General features: G+C 73.9%; 20 protein-coding genes. 13 read left to right on the forward strand and 7 right to left on the reverse strand.

The annotated features are described in order from the left end of the window. Nucleotides 1-21 precede the first annotated feature (21 nt). A complete protein-coding gene (gene yczE / locus H7344_RS18190) occupies nt 22-771 on the forward strand; it encodes a membrane protein YczE (RefSeq protein WP_229706869.1) in 750 nt (249 codons plus the stop codon). Here yczE and H7344_RS18195 read toward each other — a convergent pair. Further along, entirely contained in the window at nt 710-1,279 is a 570-nt protein-coding gene (locus tag H7344_RS18195; RefSeq protein WP_186347407.1) for an O-methyltransferase, read from the reverse strand. The two genes, yczE and H7344_RS18195, sit on opposite strands and share 62 nt — an antisense overlap. Nucleotides 1,280-1,747: 468 nt before the next feature. Here H7344_RS18195 and H7344_RS20920 point away from each other — a divergent pair, with 468 nt between their 5' ends. The 9 genes from H7344_RS20920 (at nt 1,748) to cimA (ending at nt 11,993) form a co-directional block, all read left to right on the forward strand. Continuing rightward, nucleotides 1,748-1,873 (forward strand): hypothetical protein, encoded by a 126-nt coding sequence (locus tag H7344_RS20920; RefSeq protein WP_260989687.1) that lies wholly within the window; start codon nt 1,748-1,750, stop codon nt 1,871-1,873. 11 nt (nt 1,874-1,884) lie between these two features. Next, nucleotides 1,885-2,976 carry a 3-isopropylmalate dehydrogenase gene (locus H7344_RS18200; RefSeq protein WP_186347408.1) on the forward strand — a complete coding sequence of 364 codons (1,092 nt, stop codon included), beginning with the start codon at nt 1,885-1,887 and terminating at the stop codon, nt 2,974-2,976. Nucleotides 2,977-3,073: 97 nt separating this feature from the next. Further along, entirely contained in the window at nt 3,074-4,159 is a 1,086-nt protein-coding gene (locus tag H7344_RS18205) for a branched-chain amino acid aminotransferase (protein ID WP_186347409.1), read from the forward strand. Between the two features lie 112 nt (nt 4,160-4,271). Continuing rightward, a complete protein-coding gene (locus H7344_RS18210) occupies nt 4,272-5,351 on the forward strand; it encodes a FecCD family ABC transporter permease (protein WP_186347410.1) in 1,080 nt (359 codons plus the stop codon). Beyond that, nucleotides 5,348-6,439, forward strand: a complete 1,092-nt coding sequence (locus tag H7344_RS18215; RefSeq protein ID WP_222130852.1) for a FecCD family ABC transporter permease — start codon at nt 5,348-5,350, stop codon at nt 6,437-6,439. Before H7344_RS18210 ends, H7344_RS18215 begins: the two co-directional genes overlap by 4 nt. A 23-nt stretch (nt 6,440-6,462) precedes the next feature. Then, on the forward strand, nt 6,463-7,362 hold the full coding sequence (locus tag H7344_RS18220) for an ABC transporter ATP-binding protein (protein ID WP_308423312.1): 900 nt from the start codon (nt 6,463-6,465) through the stop codon (nt 7,360-7,362). A gap of 62 nt (nt 7,363-7,424) precedes the next feature. Next, nucleotides 7,425-8,486, forward strand: coding sequence for an iron-siderophore ABC transporter substrate-binding protein (locus H7344_RS18225; protein WP_222130853.1), 1,062 nt, complete (start codon nt 7,425-7,427; stop codon nt 8,484-8,486). Between the two features lie 101 nt (nt 8,487-8,587). Next, nucleotides 8,588-10,195, forward strand: coding sequence for a serine/threonine-protein kinase (locus tag H7344_RS18230; RefSeq protein ID WP_186347412.1), 1,608 nt, complete (start codon nt 8,588-8,590; stop codon nt 10,193-10,195). A gap of 205 nt (nt 10,196-10,400) precedes the next feature. Further along, a complete protein-coding gene (gene cimA, locus H7344_RS18235; protein ID WP_186347413.1) occupies nt 10,401-11,993 on the forward strand; it encodes a citramalate synthase in 1,593 nt (530 codons plus the stop codon). Here the strand turns inward: cimA and H7344_RS18240 are convergent. Beyond that, complete coding sequence (locus H7344_RS18240; protein ID WP_186347414.1) at nt 11,974-12,603, reverse strand: TetR/AcrR family transcriptional regulator; 630 nt, start codon at nt 12,601-12,603, stop codon at nt 11,974-11,976. The genes cimA and H7344_RS18240 overlap by 20 nt on opposite strands. Before the next feature lie 108 nt (nt 12,604-12,711). On the opposite strand from H7344_RS18240, the gene H7344_RS18245 reads away from it, so the two are divergent. From H7344_RS18245 to H7344_RS18255, 3 genes are read left to right on the forward strand one after another with little or no spacing between them, the layout of a single operon-like run. Further along, nucleotides 12,712-13,263: an NAD(P)H-dependent oxidoreductase gene (locus tag H7344_RS18245; protein ID WP_186347415.1), complete on the forward strand. Its 552-nt coding sequence runs from the start codon at nt 12,712-12,714 to the stop codon at nt 13,261-13,263. Nucleotides 13,264-13,296: 33 nt separating this feature from the next. Beyond that, nucleotides 13,297-14,697: an amidase gene (locus H7344_RS18250; RefSeq protein WP_186347416.1), complete on the forward strand. Its 1,401-nt coding sequence runs from the start codon at nt 13,297-13,299 to the stop codon at nt 14,695-14,697. Further along, nucleotides 14,667-15,260 (forward strand): GNAT family N-acetyltransferase, encoded by a 594-nt coding sequence (locus tag H7344_RS18255; protein ID WP_229706868.1) that lies wholly within the window; start codon nt 14,667-14,669, stop codon nt 15,258-15,260. The genes H7344_RS18250 and H7344_RS18255 overlap by 31 nt, the downstream gene beginning before the upstream one ends. Nucleotides 15,261-15,281: 21 nt before the next feature. Here the strand turns inward: H7344_RS18255 and H7344_RS18260 are convergent, their stop codons facing one another. The 5 genes from H7344_RS18260 to H7344_RS18280 form a co-directional block, all read right to left on the reverse strand. Beyond that, complete coding sequence (locus H7344_RS18260; RefSeq protein ID WP_229706867.1) at nt 15,282-16,223, reverse strand: NADP-dependent oxidoreductase; 942 nt, start codon at nt 16,221-16,223, stop codon at nt 15,282-15,284. 695 nt (nt 16,224-16,918) lie between these two features. Next, entirely contained in the window at nt 16,919-18,184 is a 1,266-nt protein-coding gene (locus H7344_RS18265; protein WP_186347417.1) for an HNH endonuclease signature motif containing protein, read from the reverse strand. A 230-nt stretch (nt 18,185-18,414) separates the two neighbouring features. After that, a complete protein-coding gene (locus H7344_RS18270) occupies nt 18,415-19,026 on the reverse strand; it encodes a CbiQ family ECF transporter T component (protein ID WP_186347418.1) in 612 nt (203 codons plus the stop codon). Between the two features lie 7 nt (nt 19,027-19,033). Further along, nucleotides 19,034-19,744: an energy-coupling factor ABC transporter ATP-binding protein gene (locus tag H7344_RS18275; protein WP_229706866.1), complete on the reverse strand. Its 711-nt coding sequence runs from the start codon at nt 19,742-19,744 to the stop codon at nt 19,034-19,036. 14 nt (nt 19,745-19,758) lie between these two features. Beyond that, a complete protein-coding gene (locus H7344_RS18280) occupies nt 19,759-20,355 on the reverse strand; it encodes a biotin transporter BioY (protein ID WP_186347419.1) in 597 nt (198 codons plus the stop codon). Nucleotides 20,356-20,434: the final 79 nt, after the last annotated feature.

Consider the following 20,434-nt stretch of genomic DNA (forward strand, 5'->3'; position numbering starts at 1 on the left):
ATTCGGGCGCATCGTGGTCTCGTGACCGATCTCGCCACCCGCCCCGTGCTCGCCGACCTCGGCCCGGTCGCCCAGCTCCGTGCCGGGCGGCTGCCGCGGCGGCTGGTGCAGCTGTACGTGGGGCTGGTGCTGTACGGCGTCTCGCTCGGGATGATGGTCCGCTCCGACCTCGGGCTGGCGCCGTGGGACGTGCTCCACTCCGGCCTGATCCGCTACCTGCCGATCACGCTCGGGCAGGCGGTCGTGCTGATGAGCTTCGTGGTGCTCCTGCTGTGGATCCCGCTGCGGGAGATGCCCGGCCTCGGCACGATCAGCAACGCGATCGTGGTCGGCCTCGCCGCCGACGCCACGCTCTGGGCCCTCGACCGCCCCGACGGGCTCGTCCTGCGGATCCTCCTGGTCGTCGGCGGGGTAGCCCTGTGCGGGTACGCCGGCGCGATGTACATCGGCTCCCAGCTCGGCCGCGGCCCCCGCGACGGGCTGATGACCGGCCTGTCCCGCCGCACCGGCCGGTCGATCCGCCTGGTCCGCACCGGCATCGAGGTGACCGTCGTGCTCGTCGGCCTCGCCCTCGGCGGCGTCCTCGGCCTCGGCACGGTCCTCTACGCGCTCGCGATCGGCCCGCTCACCCAGGCCTGGCTGCCGGGCTGGACGGTCGCGCTCGGCTCCTCCCCGCAACCGTCGTCCACAGGCGGGCGGCCGTCGCCGGCTACCGCTTGGTCGCGATCAGCGTCGAGGCGTCGGAGGCGACCATCACCTCGACGGCGGTGAACCGCTCGTCGGTGAGCCACTGCTCGCGCAGGGTGTCGACCCGGCCGTCGGCGACGGGCGGCCACAGCTCGCAGGGGGTGAAGTCGTCGAGGACGACGATGCCGCCCTCCTCGACGAGGTCGGCGACGGCGTCGACACCGACCTCGGTGGGCTCGCCGGAGTCGAGGAAGAGCAGCGAGAAGGGACCCTTGTCGAGCAGGGTCGACCAGTCGGCGGAGAGCACCTCAACCTGCGGGTCGTCGGCGAAGATCTCGGCGGCTGCGCCGGCCAGCCGGGCGTCCAGCTCGGCGGTGACGATCCGGGTGTCGTCGTCGCGCACGCCGGAGCGCAGCCACGCGGTGCCGACGCCGCAGCCGGTGCCGAACTCGGCCATGGTGCCGCCGCGGGTCGCGGCGAGGGTGGCGAGCAGCCGGCCGGTCTCGTTGCGGCAGAAGGAGACGTAGCCCGAGCGCCGCGAGACCGCGAACGCACGGGAGACCACGTCGGGCAGGTCGGGCGGCGCGCTCATGCCGGGGAGTCTCCCATCCCGGGACGGTTGTCTCGGATCGCGGACGGTTCGCGGAAACGGGTGGTGCGCGGGACCGGGGCGGGCATAGCCTCGCCCCATCATGCGGAGCGTCTTCGTACTCATCGAGCGCCGCGGCGAGGCCCAGCAGTAACCACTGCACCGTGAGGCCCCTCTCGCCGCGGTGGTCGGCGTTTGCTCCCGGGCCTCACCCCTCGCTCCTCCGGAGCAGCTCCCTCGGCGGAGCGCTTCCCGGAGAGCAGCACGACCCGAAGACGCCACCGCGGCGGACCAGCCACAGCACGTGCGCGATCCGCATCCCTGCCGGTCTCCTCGGCCCGCGCGACCCGCGGGCCGACCGCTCCTCCGCGGCGGCGTCTCCCGGGCAGTCACCCCAGACATCCCAGGCACCCCAGCCACTCCCAGGCACCCCGAGACGTAGCCACACCTGAGACGACAGGAGATCCAGCGATGTACGACATGTATCCCGAGTGGGGCCCCGCGAGCCACGACCCGGAGAACCCCCGCAGCCACGAGGCGGTCCAGCACTCTCTCGACCTGCGGGACAACGGTGGCCAGCGCCCCGACGACAACTAACGTCCGGCCCCATGACCACCCACACCACCAGCCCCACCAGCGGCACGGTCCGGCTCGCCGTCATCCCCGGCGACGGCATCGGCCCGGAGGTGACCGCCGAGGCCCTCAAGGTCCTCGAGGTCGCCTCGCCCGACGGCGTGAAGTTCGAGCAGACCAGCTACGACCTCGGCGCCGAGCGGTACCTCGCGACCGGCGAGGTGCTGCCCGACTCGGTGCTGGCGGAGGTCCGCGACCACGACGCGATCCTGCTCGGCGCGGTGGGTGGCAAGCCGAACGACCCGAACCTGCCCCCGGGCATCCTCGAGCGCGGCCTGCTGCTGCGCCTGCGCTTCGAGCTCGACCACTACGTCAACCTGCGCCCCTCGCGGATCTTCCCCGGCAGCGTCTCGCCGCTCTCGGAGGCCGTGACCGGTCGCGGTGAGGTGGACTTCGTGGTCGTGCGCGAGGGCACCGAGGGTCCCTACACCGGCAACGGCGGCGCGCTGCGCGTCGGCACGCCGCACGAGGTGGCCACGGAGGTCTCGGTCAACACGGCGTACGGCGTGGAGCGGGTCGTCCGCGACGCGTTCGCGCGCGCCGAGCGCCGGCCCCGCAAGAAGCTCACCCTGGTCCACAAGACCAACGTGCTCGTCAACGCCGGCTCGGTCTGGTGGCGGCTGTTCGAGCAGGTGGCGGCCGAGCACCCGGACGTGACCACCGACTACATGCACATCGACGCGGCGATGATCCACCTGACCACCGACCCGCAGCGCTTCGACGTGATCGTCACCGACAACCTCTTCGGCGACATCGTCACCGACCTCGCCGCCGCCATCACCGGCGGCATCGGGCTCGCCGCGTCCGGCAACGTCAACCCCGACCGGACCGCGCCCAGCATGTTCGAGCCCGTCCACGGCTCGGCCCCCGACATCGCCGGCCAGCAGAAGGCCGACCCGACGGCGGCGATCCTGTCCGCGTCGCTGCTCCTGGACCACCTCGGCCACCCCGACGCCGCGAAGGTCATCGAGGACGCTGTCGTCGCCGACCTCGCCGAGCGCGACGCCGGCGCCCCGCGCACCACCGCGCAGGTCGGCGACGCGGTCGCCGCGCGAGTAGCCGGCTGACCGTCCGGCCACGAGCGCGACGAGCTCGAGCCGGCGGACGCGACGTACCCGACCCGGCCCCGCCGGCCCGAGCTCCCCGAGGACTACCGTGACCCCCATGCAGATCCGCACGACCCGCAACGAGAACCCCGTCGCCGAGGACCGCCTCGCCGAGATCCTCGCCGACCCCGGTTTCGGCAACCACTTCACCGACCACATGTTCACGGTGGAGTGGACCCCCGAGGCGGGATGGCACGACGCGCGGATCGAGCCCTACGGCCCGCTCAGCCTCGACCCCGCCACGGCGGTCCTGCACTACGCGCAGGAGACCTTCGAGGGGATGAAGGCCTACCGCCACGCCGACGGCTCCGTCTGGTCCTTCCGGCCGGAGGAGAACGCCAAGCGGATGGTGCGCTCGAGCCACCGCCTGGCGCTGCCGGTGCTCGAGGTCGACGACTTCATCGCCGCCGTCGACGAGCTGGTCCGCGTCGACCAGCGCTGGGTGCCGACGACGACCGAGCCGGGCACGGGGGAGAAGAGCCTCTACGTGCGGCCGTTCATGTTCGCCTCGGAGAAGTTCCTCGGCGTTCGGCCCTCCCAGCACGTCACGTTCATGGTGATCGCCAGCCCGGCCGGCTCCTACTTCAAGGGCGGCGTCAAGCCGGTCACGCTGTGGCTGACCGAGGAGTACACCCGCGCCGGTCGCGGCGGCATGGGCGCGGCCAAGACGGGTGGCAACTACGCGAGCTCGCTGGTCGCCCAGCAGCAGGCGATTGCCCAGGGCTGCGACCAGGTCGTCTTCCTCGACAGCCAGGAGGGGCGGTACGTCGAGGAGCTGGGCGGCATGAACATGTACTTCGTCTACGACGACGGCCGCATCGTCACTCCCGCGACCGGCACGATCCTCGAGGGCATCACCCGGGCCAGCATCATCGAGCTGGCCGGCAAGCTCGGGCACCAGGTCGAGGAGCGCCGCTTCTCGATCGACGAGTGGCGCGAGGGCGTCACCAGCGGCGCGATCCGCGAGATCTTCGCCTGCGGGACGGCCGCGGTCGTGACGCCGGTCGGCGGCCTGAAGTGGGAGGGCGGCGAGGTGCCCGCGCCCGCGGAGACCGAGCTGACGATGAAGGTGCGCCAGGCGCTGGTCGACGTCCAGTTCGGCCGGGCCGAGGACACGTTCGGCTGGCTGCACCGCATCGTCTGACCGGGTCCTGAGCGGTCCTCCCCGGGCCGCTGTTGCCGGACCGCCGGTCAGGTTACCCTTGCCTAAGTAGTCGCGCGCCGGGCGCGACCGGGACGGGTGAGGGAGGCCGCGCGTGAGCGCCGTGCTCGACCCTGCGACGCCGTCCGCGGCCCCGGCTCCGTCCGGTTCGGCCTCGGCCGGGCCCCGGACGACCGGCGCGACCCGCGGGTTGCTCGCGGTCGCGCTCCTGCTCGTCGGTCTCGCGCTCGTCTCGCTGGCCAGCCTGGCCTGGGGCGCCCGCGACGTCGCGCCGTCGGCGGTCTGGGACGCGCTGCTCGCTCCCGTGCCCGGCGACAACGACCACCTCGTCGTCCGCGACCTGCGCGTGCCGCGCACGCTCATCGGCCTGGTCGGCGGTGCGGCGCTCGGCGCGGCCGGCGCGCTCATGCAGGGCGTGACCCGCAACCCGATCGCCGACCCCGGCCTGCTCGGTATCAACTCCGGCGCCTCGCTCGCCGTCATCGTCGCCATTGCGGGCCTCGGCGTGAGCTCGACCTCCGGCTACCTCTGGTTCGCCTTCGCAGGCGCAGCCGTCGCCGCCGTCGTCGTGTACGGCGCGGCGTCGCTCGGGTGGGAGGGCGTCACGCCGGTCAAGCTCGCGCTGGTCGGCGCGGCCCTGACCGCCACCTGCACGTCGGTCATCACCGTCGTGCTCCTCACCGACACCCGGACGCTGGGGGAGTACCGCTTCTGGCAGGTCGGCTCGCTGGCCAACCGCCCGCTCGACGTGCTCACCGCGGTCCTGCCCTTCGTCCTGGTCGGCCTGGTGCTGGCGCTGGCCGCCGGCCGCGTGCTCAACGCGCTGGCGCTCGGCGACGACGTGGCGCGCGGGCTGGGCCAGGACGTCGTGCGCGGCCGCCTGCTCGTCGTGACCGCGGTCGTGCTGCTGTGCGGCTCGGCGGTCTCCCTGGTCGGCCCGATCGCCTTCGTCGGCCTGGTCGTCCCGCACGTCGCTCGCGCGATCGTGGGCCCGGACTACCGCTGGATCGTGCTGCTCTCGATCTTGCTCGGCCCGGTGCTGCTGCTGGCCGCCGACGTCGTCGGGCGGCTGGTCGTGCGGCCCTCGGAGCTCGAGGCGGGGCTGGTCGTGGCGGTGATCGGCGCGCCGGTGCTCATCGGCCTGGTCCGCCGGTCGCGGGCGGTCGCCGCGTGAACGCGCCGGTGCTGGCCCCGGCGGCCGCCGATCGCGCAGAGCGCGAGGAGCGCCACGAGGTCGCCAGCCGCGGGCTGCGCACGACCCGTCGGCGGCGGCTGCGGCGCCGGTCCGTCGTCACCGTCGTGCTCGCCGCCCTCGCGGTGGTGCTGTCGGTGACGGCGCTGATGCTCGGCGACTTCAAGCTGTCGGCGGCCGAGGTGCTGCGCACGCTGGCCGGACAGGACGAGGGCGCGGCCCACTTCATCGTCATGGAGCTGCGGCTGCCGCGGCTGGTGCTCGGCGTCCTCGTCGGCACGGCCTTCGGGCTGGCCGGCGCGCTGTTCCAGTCGGTGCTGCGCAACCCGCTGGCCAGCCCGGACGTCATCGGCATCTCGCAGGGGGCCAGCGCCGGCGCCGTCGTGGCGCTGCTGGCCGTCGGCGCCACCAGCGGCCTCGTCGTACCGCTCTCCGCCCTCGCCGGGGGCAGCGCCGTCGGCCTGCTGCTGTACGCCGTGGCGTGGCGGGGCGGGATGACCGGTCACCGCTTCGTGCTGGCCGGGATCGGCGTCGCCTACGTCTGCACGAGCATCATCGGCTACCTGCTGACGCGCAGCGACGTGAAGGAGGCGCAGCTCGCCCTCCTGTGGATGACCGGCAGCCTCGGGCAGGCCGACTGGTCGCTGGTGCGCACGCTGGCGGTCGCGATGGTCGTGCTCGTGCCGCTGGTGGCGGTGGTCGCCCGGGGGCTCTCGCTGCTGCTGCTCGGCGACGAGCAGGCCGGCAGCCTCGGCCTGCGCCCGGAGGTGACCCGCGCCGCCGTGGTCGCCCTCGGCGTCGCGCTGGCCTGCGCGGCGACGGCCTCGGCCGGACCCGTCGCCTTCGTCGCCTTCACCGCGGCCCCCGTGGCCCGCCGCTTGCTCGGCGACGGCACCCTCGCGCTCGTGCAGGCGGCGCTGGTGGGTGTCGTGCTCGTCGTCGGTGCCGACATCGTGGCCCAGCACCTGCTGCCGGCCGACCTCACCGTCCCCGTCGGCGTCGTCACCGGCGCCGTCGGTGGCCCCTACCTGATCTGGCTGATGGCCAGCGGACGCACCCGGACCGCCTGATGGCACCGACCCGAGGAGAACCCGTGAGCATCGTCGTCGACCGTCCGAGCCCGACCGGCGCCGACCCGGTCGACCCGTCCGCGCACCTCCCGGCGGACGCGCTGCAGCACCACGACCCGGTCAGCCTGGTCGCGCGCGGCGTCACGCTCGCCTACGACCAGCGCACGGTCGTCCACGGCGTCGACGTCGCGATCCCGGCCGGCGCGGTGACGGTCATCGTGGGCGCGAACGGCTGCGGCAAGTCCACGCTGCTCCGCGGCCTCGGCCGGATCCTCAAGCCGACGGGCGGCTCGGTCGAGCTCGGCGGCCGCGACGTGCATCGGATGCGCCCGCGCGAGGTCGCGGCCCTGCTCGGCCTGTTGCCGCAGCAGCCGGTCGCGCCCGAGGGGATCACCGTCGCCGACCTGGTCGGCCGTGGCCGGCACCCGCACCAGGGCGCGTTCCGCCGCTGGAGCGCGGCCGACGCGGACGCGGTCGCCACGGCGCTCGCCCTCACCGACACCCACGAGCTGGCCGGGCGCCGCGTCGAGGAGCTCTCCGGCGGCCAGCGGCAACGGGTCTGGGTCGCGATGATGCTCGCGCAGGACCCCAGCATCATGCTGCTCGACGAGCCGACGACGTACCTCGACATCGCCCACCAGGTCGACGTCCTCGACCTCCTCGCCGAGCTCAACGAGGAGCGCGGCACGACGGTCGTGATGGTGCTGCACGAGCTCAACCTCGCGGCGCGGTACGCCGACCGGCTGGTCGTCATGTGCGAGGGACGGGTGCTGCGGGAGGGCGCCCCGGCCGACGTGCTCGACGCCGACTGCGTCCGGGAGGCCTTCGGCCTGGAGGCCCAGGTCGTGCCGGACCCGGTGACCGGCTCGCCGCTCGTCGTACCGGTGGGCAGGCGCGGACGAACCCTCCGTCATTCCGTGTAAGGTGAGGCTCACCTAAATTCGTTCGACCGGACTCGGCCGGTCCCGCACCACGAGGAGTGGACGTGACGTCCCTTCGTCCCTTGACCCGGCGCCGCCGGGCCCGCCTGGCGCTCCCGCTCGGCGCCCTCCTGCTCGCGCTGCCGCTGGCGGCCTGCGGCTCGGAGTCCGACTCCGACGACGAGGCGACCGACGGCGGCAGCCCCGCCGCGGAGTCGTTCGAGCCGGTCACGATCACCCACGCCTTCGGCGAGACCGAGATCAGCGAGCAGCCCGAGCGGGTCGCGACCTGGGGCTGGGGCAGCGGCGACGCCGTCCTCGCGCTCGGCGTGGTGCCGGTCGCGATGCCGGCGTACTCCTACGGCGCCGACGAGGACCAGCGGATGCCGTGGCAGTCCGAGGCGCTCGCGGAGCTCGGCGGCGAGGAGCCGACCCTGCTCAGCGAGACCGCCGAGCCGCCGATCGAGGAGATCGCCGCCGCGACGCCCGACCTGATCCTGGCGAACTACTCCGGCATCACCGAGGCCGACTACGAGAAGCTCTCGAAGATCGCCCCGACCGTCGCCTACCCCGAGGAGCCGTGGGCCACCCCGTGGCGCGACGTGATCACCACCGTCGGCGAGGCGCTGGGCCAGGCCGAGGAGGCCGAGCAGGTGCTCGAGGACATCGACGCCGAGGTCGCCGCCGCTGCCGAGGAGCACCCGGAGTTCGAGGGCAAGACCATCGCGGCCGTCGGGATCGACCCGCAGGCGTTCTACGTCTACCGCGGCGCGGACCCGCGCGTGGAGTTCCTCGAGGACCTCGGCTTCACCCTCGCCCCGAGCGTCGGTGAGCTCGACACCGAGGAGACGTCGTTCTACTTCACGATCTCCACCGAGGAGGCCGACAAGCTGACCTCTGACGTGCTGGTCTCCTACGCGGCCGACGAGGACGCCGCCGCCGCGGTGGCCGAGAGCGCGGGCGCGAAGGCGATGTCGCAGTTCCAGGACGGCACCGTCGCCGAGGTGACCGGCGCGTCGCTCGTCGCCGCCGTCGGCCCGCCGACGGCGCTGTCGTTGACCTGGGGGCTCGAGGACTTCGTCGCGGCGCTCGTCCCGGCCGTCGAGAAGGCCGACGCCCAGGGCTGACCCGCCTCCGGCTCCACCGCTTGCTCCGCCTCGTCGACCGCGTCCGGTGCTCCGGGCGCGGTCGATGCGTTCCCGGGGCCGCTGCGAAGTAGATTGCGAGCGTGACGACGCAGCAGGCCGTGGTGGGTGACTACACCCTCCTCGCCAAGATCGGTGAGGGCGGCATGGGCGTCGTCCACCTCGCGCGCGGCCCGCAGGGCGACCGCGTGGCGCTCAAGGTGCTGCGCCCGCACATCGTCGGCGACGACGAGGCCCGGCAGCGGCTGGCGCGCGAGGTCAGCTCGCTGTCGCGGGTGCGGTCGCGCTGGGTCGCCGAGGTCGTCGACGCCGACCCGTGGGCGGTCGTGCCGTTCGTCGCCACCCGCTACGTCCCCGGCCTCTCGCTCCACGACCACGTCGTCGAGGAGGGTCCGATCACCGGCGCCGACCTGGTGTGGTTCGCCGCCTCGCTGGCCGAGGGGCTGGCCTCGGTGCACGCCGCCGGCGTGCTGCACCGCGACGTCAAGCCCTCGAACGTGCTGATGGAGGGCCGCACGCCGATCCTCATCGACTTCGGCCTCGCCCGTGTCGCCGACGACCCCAAGCTCACCCACACCGGCTGGCTGCTCGGCACGCCCGGCTACCTCGCGCCCGAGATCCTCTACGGCGACGACGCCACGACCGCCTCCGACGTCCACTCCTGGGCGGCGACGGTCGCGTACGCCGGCACCGGCCGTCCGCCGTTCGGCCGCGGCCCGTCGATGGCCGTGATGGACCGCGTGCGCCGCGGTGAGCACGACGTCTCCGGGCTGCCGGGCGACCTCGCCGCGGTCGTCGAGGCCGCACTGGACCCCGAGCCCGAGCGGCGGCCCACGCTCGACCAGCTGCTCGCGTGGCTGCGCCCGCAGGTCGGCCGCGGCCGGCGCGTGCCGCCGCCGCTGCCCGAGCCGGAGCCGGCGCTCGAGCCGTTCCTGGACCCGGTGGTCGAGACGCTCCCGGTGATGCTCGACCGGCCCGACGCCGACAGCACCCACACGCGCCCGTTCGAGACCCTCGTCGACCACGACGCCCGCGCCGCCGGCGACGAGCCGACCGTGCACGACTGGGACGTCGCGGAGTACGTCGTCCCGCGACCCTCCTTCGGGGAGCGGCTGCGTCGCGGCACGCTGCTCGTCGGCGGCGCTCTGGCCGTCGGCGCCGGCTTCGCGGCGTACCCCTGGGTGGCGACGGTCCTCACCCTGCTCCTCGTCTGGCTGCTGCGCAGCGGCTCGCTCGCCGCCAGCCGGGCCGGCGACCGGCGGCGCCTGCGCGGGCGCAGGTGGTACGACGGCGTGCAGGTGCTCCTCGGCGCCCCGTGGGACCTCGTCCGCTCGATCCCGGGCACCGTCGTGCTCCTGCTGTGGAGCCTCGGGCTGGCCGTCGCGGGGGCCCTGCTCTGCTACGCCGTCGCCGCCTCCGTGCCGGCCACGCTGTTCGTCTGCGGCACGCTGCTGGCCGCCGCGCTCTGGCTCGGTCCCGGCGGCTCCCGCGTCCGCGGCCCGGTGTCGCGGGTCGTCGACCCCGCCGCCCGCGACGTCCGTGGCTGGCTGGGCGGCCTGGTGCTCGTCGCCGTCGTCGGCTGCGGCCTTGGCGCCCTCGTCCAGGCCTCCGGCACCTCGTGGACGCCCGACGACGGTCGGCCGTTCGAGGGCGTCTCGTTCCCCGACGGCGGCATGCTCGGCAGCCGCTGATCGGGGTCTTCGTGGCCCGGGTGCTGAGATGGCCGTCCCGAGGACCGGACGGGCGTGGCACGATGACCCCGTGCAGCACCACCGGATCATCATTCCCTAGCGCGTCGAGCCCTCGACGCGCCGACCTCTCGCACCCCGAGAGGTTTTTTTGTGCCCGCACACCAGCAGCCCGTAGCAAGCCAGCCCCGCAGGAAGAGACAGACCGATGGACCTCCACGGCTCGTTCCACGTCTACGACACCACGCTGCGCGACGGCGCCCAGCAGGAGGGGCTCAACCTCTCCGTCGCCGACAAGCTGACGATCGCGCACCAGCTCGACGAGCTCGGAGTGGGCTACATCGAGGGCGGCTGGCCGGGGGCGAACCCCAAGGACACCGAGTTCTTCCGCCGCGCGGCCCAGGAGCTCGACCTCAAGCACGCGCGGCTGGCGGCGTTCGGCGCGACCCGGCGGGCGGGGGTCACGGCGGCCGACGACCCGCTGGTCGCCGCGCTCCGCGACAGCGGCGCGGGCGTGGTGACGCTGGTGGCCAAGTCCCACGACCGGCACGTCGAGCTCGCGCTGCGGACCACGCTGGAGGAGAACCTCGCGATGGTCCGCGACACCGTGAGCCACCTGCGCGCCGAGGGGCAGCAGGTGTTCCTCGACGCGGAGCACTTCTTCGACGGCTACCGCGCGAACCGCGACTACGCGCTGGAGGTGCTGCGGACGGCGTACGACGCGGGCGCCGAGGTCGTCGCGCTGTGCGACACCAACGGCGGGATGCTGCCGACCTGGGTCTCCGACGTGGTCCACGACGTCGTCGAGACGACCGGCGTGCGGGTCGGCATCCACTGCCACAACGACACCGGCTGCGCGGTCGCCAACACGATCGCGGCGGTCGAGGCCGGCGCGACCCACGTGCAGGGCTGCATCAACGGCTACGGCGAGCGCACCGGCAACGCTGACCTGGTCACCGTCGTCGCCAACCTCGAGCTCAAGCTCGACCGCCAGGTGCTGCCGCCCGGGCTGCTGCGGGACGCGACCCGGATCGCGCACGCGATCGCCGAGGTCACCAACGTGCCGCCGGCGTCGCGCCAGCCGTACGTCGGCACGTCGGCGTTCGCGCACAAGGCCGGCCTCCACGCCAGCGCGATCAAGGTCGACCCGAACCTCTACCAGCACATGGACCCCGTCGGGGTCGGCAACGACATGCGGCTGCTGGTCTCCGACATGGCCGGCCGCGCGTCCATCGAGCTCAAGGGCCGCGAGCTGGGGTTCGACCTCGACGCCGGCACGCCCGAGGGCAAGGGCCTCGTCACGCGGATCACCGAGCGGGTGAAGGTGCTGGAGTCGCGCGGCTACACCTTCGAGGCGGCCGACGCGTCCTTCGAGCTGCTGCTGCTCGAGGAGGTCGAGGGCGCGCGCCCGTCGTACTTCGAGGTGGAGTCGTGGCGGGTCATCACCGACTCCAAGCCGACCGAGGAGGCGCTGTCGGAGGCGACGGTCAAGCTGCGTGCCGAGGGCGTGCGGTACGTCGTCACCGGCGAGGGCAACGGTCCGGTCAACGCGCTGGACCAGGCGCTGCGCGCCGCGATCGGGCAGGCGTTCCCGGAGGTCGCGAAGTTCGAGCTGATCGACTACAAGGTGCGCATCCTCGACCAGGGCCACGGCACCGACGCGATCACCCGGGTGCTCATCGAGACCTCCGACGGCGAGTCGTCGTGGGTGACGGTCGGCGTCGGCGCGAACGTGATCGAGGCGTCGTGGGGCGCGCTGGTCGACGGGCTGACCTTCGGCCTCAGGCGTCAGGGGGTCTGACCACCCGGCGGGCCAGGTCCTCCCAGCCGGCCAACACCCGGTCGACCGGGAAGCCCTCGACCCGCACCTGCTGCTCGAGCACCGGCACCTCGAGCGGGGCCAGCAGCGCGGTGGCGAGCACGGGCAGGTCGCCGCGCACGTCGAGCTCGCCGAGCAGGTACCGCACGTGCATCGCGGTGAACGACCACGCGGCGTACGACCTCGAGCCGGCGCGGCCCGCGGCCCGGATGAGCTCGGCGTGCCGCAGCGTGGTCTCCAGCCGCGAGCGGCCGAAGGCCAGCAGCCGCTCCATCGGGTCGGCGCCGGGCCCGAGCGGGGGAGGGCCGGAGATGACCGCGGCCTGCCAGACCGTCTCCGAGCGGTCCAGCAGCGCGGCCATCAGCCCCTCGCGGGACTCGAACCGGCGGAAGACCGTGCCCTTGCCGACTCCCGCCCGGACGGCGACCGCGTCCATCGTCACGTGGTCCACCCCGCAGGCGTCGACCAGCTCCTCGGCGGCGACGAGCAGCGCCTCGCGGTTGCGCGCGGCGTCGCGCCGCTCGGTCGGCGGGCCGCCGAGGAGGGGGAGCAGCACGGGGCCGGGGAGCGGGCCGGACAGGGGGTCGGTCATGGTGCCCGCCACTGTAGGGACCGGACCGGCACGGCGGCGCCGGGAATAGAACCGGACCGTGGTCCGTTTGGGCTCGTGTTCGTCCGAACTCGACCTCAGGAGTGCCCCATGTCCCAGACCCGCGTCGCCGTCCTCGTCGGCAGCCTCCGCGCCGACTCGCTCAACCGCAAGATCGCCGAGCTGCTCGCGGCCGACGCCCCTGAGGGCGTCGTCCTCGACATCGTCGACGGCCTGGAGCACCTGCCGTTCTACAACGAGGACCTCGACGGCGAGACCGCTCCCGAGGCCGCCACCCACGTCCGTCGCCAGGTCGCCGCCGCCGACCGCGTGCTCGTCGTGACGCCGGAGTACAACGGCACGATGCCGGCCGTCCTCAACAACGCCATCGACTGGCTCTCCCGCCCGTACGGCGCCGGCGCGCTGGTCGCCAAGCCGTTCGCCGTCGTCGGCACCACGCCCACGCCGTACGGCGGCCGCTGGGCCCACGCCGACGCCAACCGCTCCGCGAACGTCGCCGGCGCGGTCGTCCTCGAGGACCTCACCGTCTCCCAGCCGGGCATCGAGGTCGACGTCCTCCACGACGACGAGGTGCTCGGCAAGCTGCGCGGCGCGCTCGAGGCGCTCGTGGCCTACGAGGCCGCGCCCTCGACCGCTGCCTGAGGCCGGTGCGACCGGCGTACTAGCGTCGGTCCCATGGCCGACCTGCACGACCTGCACAACCTGACCGCCCTCGAGCAGGGAGCGCTCGTCCGTCGCGGGGAGGTGTCGAGCCGCGAGCTCGTCGACCACTACCTCGAACGCGCCGACCGTCTGGACGACGTCGGCGCGTTCGTCACGCTCACCCCGGAGCAGGCGCGGTCGCGGGCGGGCTCGGCCGGCTCGGCGGACGGGCCGTTGGCCGGCGTGCCGACCGCGGTCAAGGACCTGAACCTCACCGCAGGCGTGCGGACGACGTTCGGGTCGGCTGCGTACGACGACTTCGTGCCGGACGTCTCCGACGGCGTCGTGCAGTCGCTGGAGGCGGCGGGGCTGGTGAGCCTGGGCAAGACGAGCACGCCGGAGTTCGGGTCGCCCTGCTACACCGAGCCCGAGGGCCGGCCCGCCACCGTGACCCCGTGGGACCGGTCGCGCATGGCGGGCGGGTCCTCCGGCGGAGCGGCCGCGGCGGTCGCCGCCGGGCTGGTGCCGCTCGCGCAGGGCTCCGACGGTGGAGGGTCGATCCGGATCCCGGCGTCCTGCTGCGGGCTGGTGGGGCTCAAGCCGACGCGGGGGCGGATCTCGGGCGCGCCGATGTACGGCGACCCCATCGGCCTCGCCACCGCCGGGCCGATCGCGCGGACGGTCCGCGACGCCGCGGCGATGCTCGACGTGCTGGCCGGCCGCCGGCCGGGAGACCCGTCCTGGGCGCCCGAGCCGGCCGGGGCGTTCCTCGCCGCGTGCGACCGGCCGCCGGGGCGGCTGCGGGTGGCGCGGTTCGTCGAGCCGGTCATCGCCGACACGTCGGTCCACCCGGAGGTGGTGCGCGCGTGGGAGGACGCTTCGCGGCTGCTCGCGTCGCTCGGGCACGAGGTCGAGGACGTCGCGGTGCCGCTGCCGCGCGAGGCGGTGCCGGTCTTCGAGACCTGCTGGGCGGTGCTGACCGCGATGTCGGCGGCACCGGAAGGGCGCGAGCACCAGCTGCGCCCGCTGACCCGCTGGCTGTCCGAGCGCGGGCACGCCGTCACCGGGCCCGAGCTGGGCCTCGCGATCGGTGCGATGCGGCGGTTCGCCGCGCAGGCGCTGGAGTCGCTCGCGGCGTACGACCTGGTGCTGACACCGACCGTGGCCGCACCGCCGCTGCCGGTCGGGGCGATCCGCGACGACGCCGACCCGGCGGCGGACTTCGAGGCGCAGAAGCGGTTCACGCCGTGGACGTCGGCCTGGAACGTCAGCGGGATGCCGGCGGTCTCCCTCCCACTGCACTGGACGCCCGACGGGTTGCCGGTCGGCGTGATGCTCGCGGCGCGGCCGGCGGAGGAGGAGCTGCTGCTGTCCGTCGCTGCCCAGGTCGAGGAGGCGGCGCCGTGGGCGCACCGCAGGCCGCCCGGGTGGTGAGGGTCGCGCACACGGCGCAGCTCGACCCGGCCGACCTGGTCGACGCCCGGGCGCTGATGGACGTCGCCTTCGGCGAACCCGTCCCGGACGGCTCCGGCTCGGACGACGGCGGCTTCGAGGACGCCGACTGGACGCACGCGCTGGGCGGCATGCACGCGCTGGTCCGGGTCGACGGGGTGCTGGTCGCGCACGGGTCGCTGGTCCAGCGGCGGCTGCTCGTCGGGTCGGGGGCGGACGCCCGCTCGCTGCGCTGCGGGTACGTCGAGGCCGTCGCCACCCACCCCGGCCACCGACGTCGGGGGCACGCGGCCGCGGTCATGGCTGCGCTGGAGGCGTTCGCGCCGGCGTACGACGTCCTCGCGCTGGGGGCCTCCGACGAGGGTGTCCCGCTGTACGCCGCCCGCGGCTGGGTCCCGTGGAGCGGGCCGACCTCGGTGCTGGGCCCGACGGGACCTGAGCGGACCGTCGATGACGACGGCTCCGTCCACGTGCTGCTCGGGGAGCTGGCGCTCGACGTCGACGCCGCGCTGGCGTGCGACTGGAGGGACGGCGACGTGTGGTGACCCCGCCTTCGGGTGTCTGCCTCAGATGGTGACGGCGATCTTGCCGCGGGTGCGGCCGTCCTCGTTGGCGCGGTGGGCGTCGCCGAGCTGGTCGAGCGGGTACGTCGCCGCGAGGTCGACCTTCAGCCTGCCGTCCTCGGCGAGCGCGCGGAGCTCGTCGAGGTGGTCGCGCTCGGGTCGGACGAACACGTACCGCCCGCCCAGCCCCAGCACCGTGTCCGCGTCGACGACCGACGCGACCCGCGCGGTGTCGTGGACCTGGTTCGGCGCGTCCTCGAGCGCGGCGCCGCCGATGAGGTCGACGACGGCGTCCACCTTGGCGCTGAGCTGCTCGCTGACCGGCCCCTGCGTGTAGTCGACTGGCTCGTCGACGCCGAGGTCACGGAGGAAGTCGTGCTTGTCGGCCCGCGCCGTGCCGACGACCACCGCGCCGCGCGCCTTGGCGATCTGCACCGCGAACTGGCCGACACCGCCGGCGGCCGCGTGCACCAGCACCCGCTCGCCCTCGCCGACCTGCAGCGCCTCGACGACCACCTGGTACGCCGTCAGGCCGGCCAGCGGGATCGCCGCAGCCTCCTCGAACGACAGGTTCGCGGGCTTGCGGGTCACCGTGCGCTCCGGTGCCGGGACCAGCTCCGCGGACGTGCCGAAGCACAGGTCGTCGCGGCGGACGTAGCCGTACACCTCGTCGCCGGGCCGGAGTCCCGTCCGCACCGACGGCCCGACCGCCTCGACCACGCCGGCGACGTCCCAGCCGGGGATGATCGGCAGGTGGTGCGGGTAGGCGCCTTGCAGGTAGCCCTCGCGGACCTTCCAGTCCACCGGGTTCACGCTCGTCGCGCGCGCCCGGACCAGCACCGTGTCCGGCCCCACCGGCGGGTCGTCAACCTCCCGCACCTCGATCACGTCAGCCCCACCGAACCGGTCGTACACCGCTGCTCGCACGTCGTTCCTCTCTCGCACCGTCCAGGTCCTCCGCCCGGTGCCCGCCCACCCCCGGGTCCCATGCACCCGGTCCCCGCTGGTCGAGCATCGAGCCCTGGCGAGCGTCGACGAGACCCGGTGAGAGAAGGCAGGGCACTGGGGCGCTCGTCCGGCCGACGGGTGGTGCGCACTAGGGGAGTTATGGGAAGGGGTGGTGGCGCGCCGCCGTGGTCGAGGCGCTTGGTCGCGGCTGCTTTCCGGCTCGCGGCGCGCTGGGGTCGACCGCTGTGGTTGCGGTGGCCTTGGGGGTCGGCGGGTGGTGGCGGTCGGCGGGCGGGTGCAGGGGTCTCGTCATCGGTCGGCGCTGCGGCGATTTATGCTCGACCAGCGGGGACGCGCTGGGGCGCCGACCGGCTGGTTGAAGACCGCGCGCGCTGGCGCACGTCTCGAAGCCAAACGTCGACGAGACCCCGTAAGAGGAGGCAGGGCACTGGGGCGCTCGTCCGGCCGACGGGTGGTGCGCACTAGGGGAGTTATGGGAAGGGGTGGTGGCGCGCCGCCGTGGTCGAGGCGCTTGGTCGCGGCTGCTTTCCGGCTCGCGGCGCGCTGGGGTCGACCGCTGTGGTTGCGGTGGCCTTGGGGGTCGGCGGGTGGTGGCGGTCGGCGGGCGGGTGCAGGGGTCTCGTCATCGGTCGGCGCTGCGGCGATTCATGCTCGACCAGCGGGAGGTCGGGCTATGTCCGCATGTGGAAGGTGACCTGGTTGTCGGGGTGGATCGTGGTCTCGAACCGTGGGTCGTGGATGCGGGCGTGGTGCCTCGGGCAGAGCAGCCGGGCGTTCTTCATGTCGGTCTCGCCGCTGGTGAACCAGCTGTCGTCGTGGTGGGCGTGGCACAGGTGTGCCGGCCAGTCGCAGCCGAGGGCGGTGCAGACCCGCTGGGTGACGACGAGGCCGAGGCGTTGTGCGCCGTTGAACAGGCGGGCGGTGCGGCCCAGGTCCAGCAGCTCCGAGCGGCTGCCCAGGACGGCGGGGATGAGTCCTGCTTCGCACGCCATTCGGCGGGCGAGGGAGGCGGAGATGGGTTCGCCGGTCTCGAGGACCGCGCGGCCGATGTCGCTCTTCAGTCCGGTGAAGTCGAGCAGGACGATGATGGAGGCGTTGAGGCCGCCGAGCGTCGGCAGCTTGTGGGCGGGGAGGCGCTCGATGAGCTCGCAGAACGCATCACCCATGCGTTCCGGTGAGGGCCGCCGCTCGACCTGATCCTGCTCCGCGTCGCCGTCCTTGGTGGCGGCTTGGTGCTTCGGAGCTGTGAACGCCAGCAGCACCTTCTTCAGCATCGCGCCCTGCATCGTCGGGATGGAGAACTTCCCGCGATAGCTGCCCTTCCCGTCCGGCGCCATCGTCAGCCACGCGTTGGCCCGTGCTTCCCGCTCCTCCCGCTCGAGTGCCCGGGCGTCTCGTTCCTCGCCGATCTCGGGTGCGACGACGGTGAGGACGTGCTTGGCGAGGATCGCCAGCGTTCGCGGGTCGAGGTCGAGGGCCTCGGTCAGCAGGTGCTTCTCGGCGCGCTCCGGGATCGATGGGTCGTCGAGGTCGTCCGGGAGCCGGTCGACGCACTCGGTGATCACCTTCGCGTGGTCGGTGCTGATCGCACCTTCTGCGAGTGCGGCTGCGGTGGGGGTGTGGCGGTCGAGGGATTCGGCGAGGCGCATCCGTCGCTTGGCAGCGGGACGGTCCTGCTTCGTCTCGTGGCCCCACCACGACGCGGTGTCCGTCGCGCCGACCTTGTCGCCCACCGCCCGGCGGTCGGCCTCGGCAGCCAGCTTGAGCTCGAGGGCCTCGACCTGCGCGCGGAGACGAGTGGCCTCGAGCAGGGCAGTCGAGACCTCGTCGTCGGACATCTGCCACAGCTGGGAGCCGCACGCCGACCGAGCCTTCTTGCGGGACTTCGCGACCGCGCGGCACACCGGGTGCGCGCTGTGTCGGGAGTCCCTGGCCATGGGTCTACTCAAGCAGCGACCACCGACAGTGACGGCGCTGGTTCCCTCAGGTCAGACCTCCATTTGGACAGCAATCTGATGAGATAAGGCCCGCCGTGAGCCGGTAAGCAACCGCGAGCGACGGCGGGCACCTCCTCATAGCTGCTCCACCGCAACCACCCACGGCCCGCAGGCCGGAGGTCGGCTGCCCAGGGCTCGCCAGGGGCCCGCTGCTCGACCAACGAGGAAGGTCAGTCGCCGAGGCCGCGGGCGTGGAGGGCGTCGCCGGTGTCGTGGGCGCGGGCGACGACGCGGACGACGAAGGGGGTGAGGTACGCGCGGGGGTGGCGGCCGAGGCCGCGGGCGCGGGCGGCATCGCGGGTCTCGAGAGCGAGGGCGAGGGTGGCGGGGAGGGCGGCGATGGCGAGGGAGAAGGCCAGGGCGACCCGTTCGGGGTCGACGCCGAGCCGGCGCAGCGGGCGGAGCCAGCGGATGAGGGCGTCGAGCAGGGCGTTGACCGGGGTCGTGGTGGTGAGGACGAGCGCGGCGACGGCGAGGGCGACCAGGTCGAGGGTGGTCTCGGCGGCGCGGGCCAGGCCGTTGACCCACCACTGCACGGCCGAGACGACGACCAGCAGCACCGCGAGGCCGCGCAACGCCCGGAGCACGGCACCGAGCGGCACCCGACCGACGAGAGCGGTGACGAGGACCAGCGCGAGGCACACACCGGAGGCGGGGAGCGAGCGAACGAGCACGACGACGAGGCTGAACACCGCGAGAAGCGCGACCTTCGGCCCGACCGGCAGCCGGTGCAGGACCGTCTGCCCGGGACGGTAGGTGCCGACGAGGAGCAGCTGGCTCACGAGACGCTCACGGGCCCGTCACCGCGGCTACGTAGTGGTCGACGGCGGCGTCGGGCGCGCCGTCGTACGCCACGGCACCGTCGAGCACGACGAGCACGCGGTCGCACCGCCGCGCCAGGTCGAGGTCGTGGGTGACGAGCACGAGCTGCTGGGGGAGCGAGAGCAGCAGGTCGCCGACGCGCCGCGCGTTGGCGAGGTCGAGCAGCGTGGTCGGCTCGTCGGCGACCAGCACGTCCGGCGCGGTGGCAAGCACGCCGGCGAGCGCGAGCAGCTGCTTCTGCCCGCCCGAGAGCGCGTGCACCGAGGTGTCGGCGTGGTCGGCCAGCCCGTGCTGGGCGAGCACCTCCAACGCCCGCGAGCGCCGCGACCGGGCGTCGCGCACGGACCGGCGCAGCGACAGCTCGACGTCCTCCACGCAGGTCGGCATCACCAGCTGCGCGGACGGGTCGGTGAAGCAGAACCCCACCCGGCGACGTACGGCGCCCCCGGCACGCGCCACGTCGAGCCCGTCCACCAGCACCCGCCCGGACGTCGGCGTGACCAGGCCGTTGAGCAGCCGCGCGAGCGTGGACTTGCCGGAGCCGTTCGCGCCGACGACGCCGATCCGCTGCTCGGTGAGCGCCAGCGTGGTCGGGGCGAGCACGACCCGCTCGCCCTCGGGGGTGGGGACGACGACCGAGGCGCCGTCGAGCTCGATCCGCACCGGCGACTCAGCCACGACTCACCCCCGACTCATCGGCGGTGCAACAGCTGCGGGAACGCCCGGTGCACCTCGGCGGCGACCAGCGCGACCAGGGCCGCCTTGAGGACGTCGCCGGCCCAGAAGGGCGCGTCGTAGCCCCAGGCGACCGTCCACGGGACGTCGTACCAGTACTTCATGCCGACGATCCCGAGCAGGTGGTTGACCACGACGCCCGGGACGGCGCACCAGAACACCCAGAACGCCCGGGACTTCCGCGTCCGGCCTGCCACCCGGCTGACCAACAGCCCGGCGAGCCCGGCGACGAGCGGGAAGGACCACAGGTAGCCGAGCGTCGGCCCGGTGAACGTCCCGAGCCCGCCCTCGCGGCCGGAGAAGACGGGGAGGCCGATCGCGCCGAGGCCGAGGTACAGCAGCACCGCGAGGAACCCGCGGGTCGGGCCGAGCACGCACCCGGCGAGCAGGATGCCGAAGGTCTGCAGGGTGATCTCCACGCCGGCGCCGCCGACGGGCACGCCGCCGACCAGCGCGCACGCGGCGATCAGCGCGGCGAAGGCGGCGACGAGCGCGAGGTCGGTCGTCGTGAGCCGGCGTCGCGGAGCGGCGACGGGTGCGGTCGGGTCGGTCATGGTCATCGGACGTCCTTCGGAGATCGAGCGACCTGAACGCTGGTCAGGTGAACGGCGTTCAGGTTAGGGTCGGGGCGTC

The organism is Nocardioides deserti, assembly GCF_014266025.1.
Classification (GTDB): Bacteria; Actinomycetota; Actinomycetes; order Propionibacteriales; family Nocardioidaceae; genus Nocardioides; species Nocardioides deserti.

Coding starts and splice junctions, on each gene's coding strand:
- cimA (WP_186347413.1), top strand. CDS start 10,401: ATGGACCTCCACGGCTCGTTCCACGTCTACGACACCACGCTGCGCGAC.
- H7344_RS18205 (WP_186347409.1), top strand. CDS start 3,074: ATGCAGATCCGCACGACCCGCAACGAGAACCCCGTCGCCGAGGACCGC.
- H7344_RS18250 (WP_186347416.1), top strand. CDS start 13,297: ATGGCCGACCTGCACGACCTGCACAACCTGACCGCCCTCGAGCAGGGA.
- H7344_RS18200 (WP_186347408.1), top strand. CDS start 1,885: ATGACCACCCACACCACCAGCCCCACCAGCGGCACGGTCCGGCTCGCC.
- H7344_RS18280 (WP_186347419.1), bottom strand. CDS start 20,355: ATGACCGACCCGACCGCACCCGTCGCCGCTCCGCGACGCCGGCTCACG.
- H7344_RS18240 (WP_186347414.1), bottom strand. CDS start 12,603: ATGACCGACCCCCTGTCCGGCCCGCTCCCCGGCCCCGTGCTGCTCCCC.
- H7344_RS20920 (WP_260989687.1), top strand. CDS start 1,748: ATGTACGACATGTATCCCGAGTGGGGCCCCGCGAGCCACGACCCGGAG.
- H7344_RS18265 (WP_186347417.1), bottom strand. CDS start 18,184: ATGGCCAGGGACTCCCGACACAGCGCGCACCCGGTGTGCCGCGCGGTC.
- H7344_RS18245 (WP_186347415.1), top strand. CDS start 12,712: ATGTCCCAGACCCGCGTCGCCGTCCTCGTCGGCAGCCTCCGCGCCGAC.
- H7344_RS18195 (WP_186347407.1), bottom strand. CDS start 1,279: ATGAGCGCGCCGCCCGACCTGCCCGACGTGGTCTCCCGTGCGTTCGCG.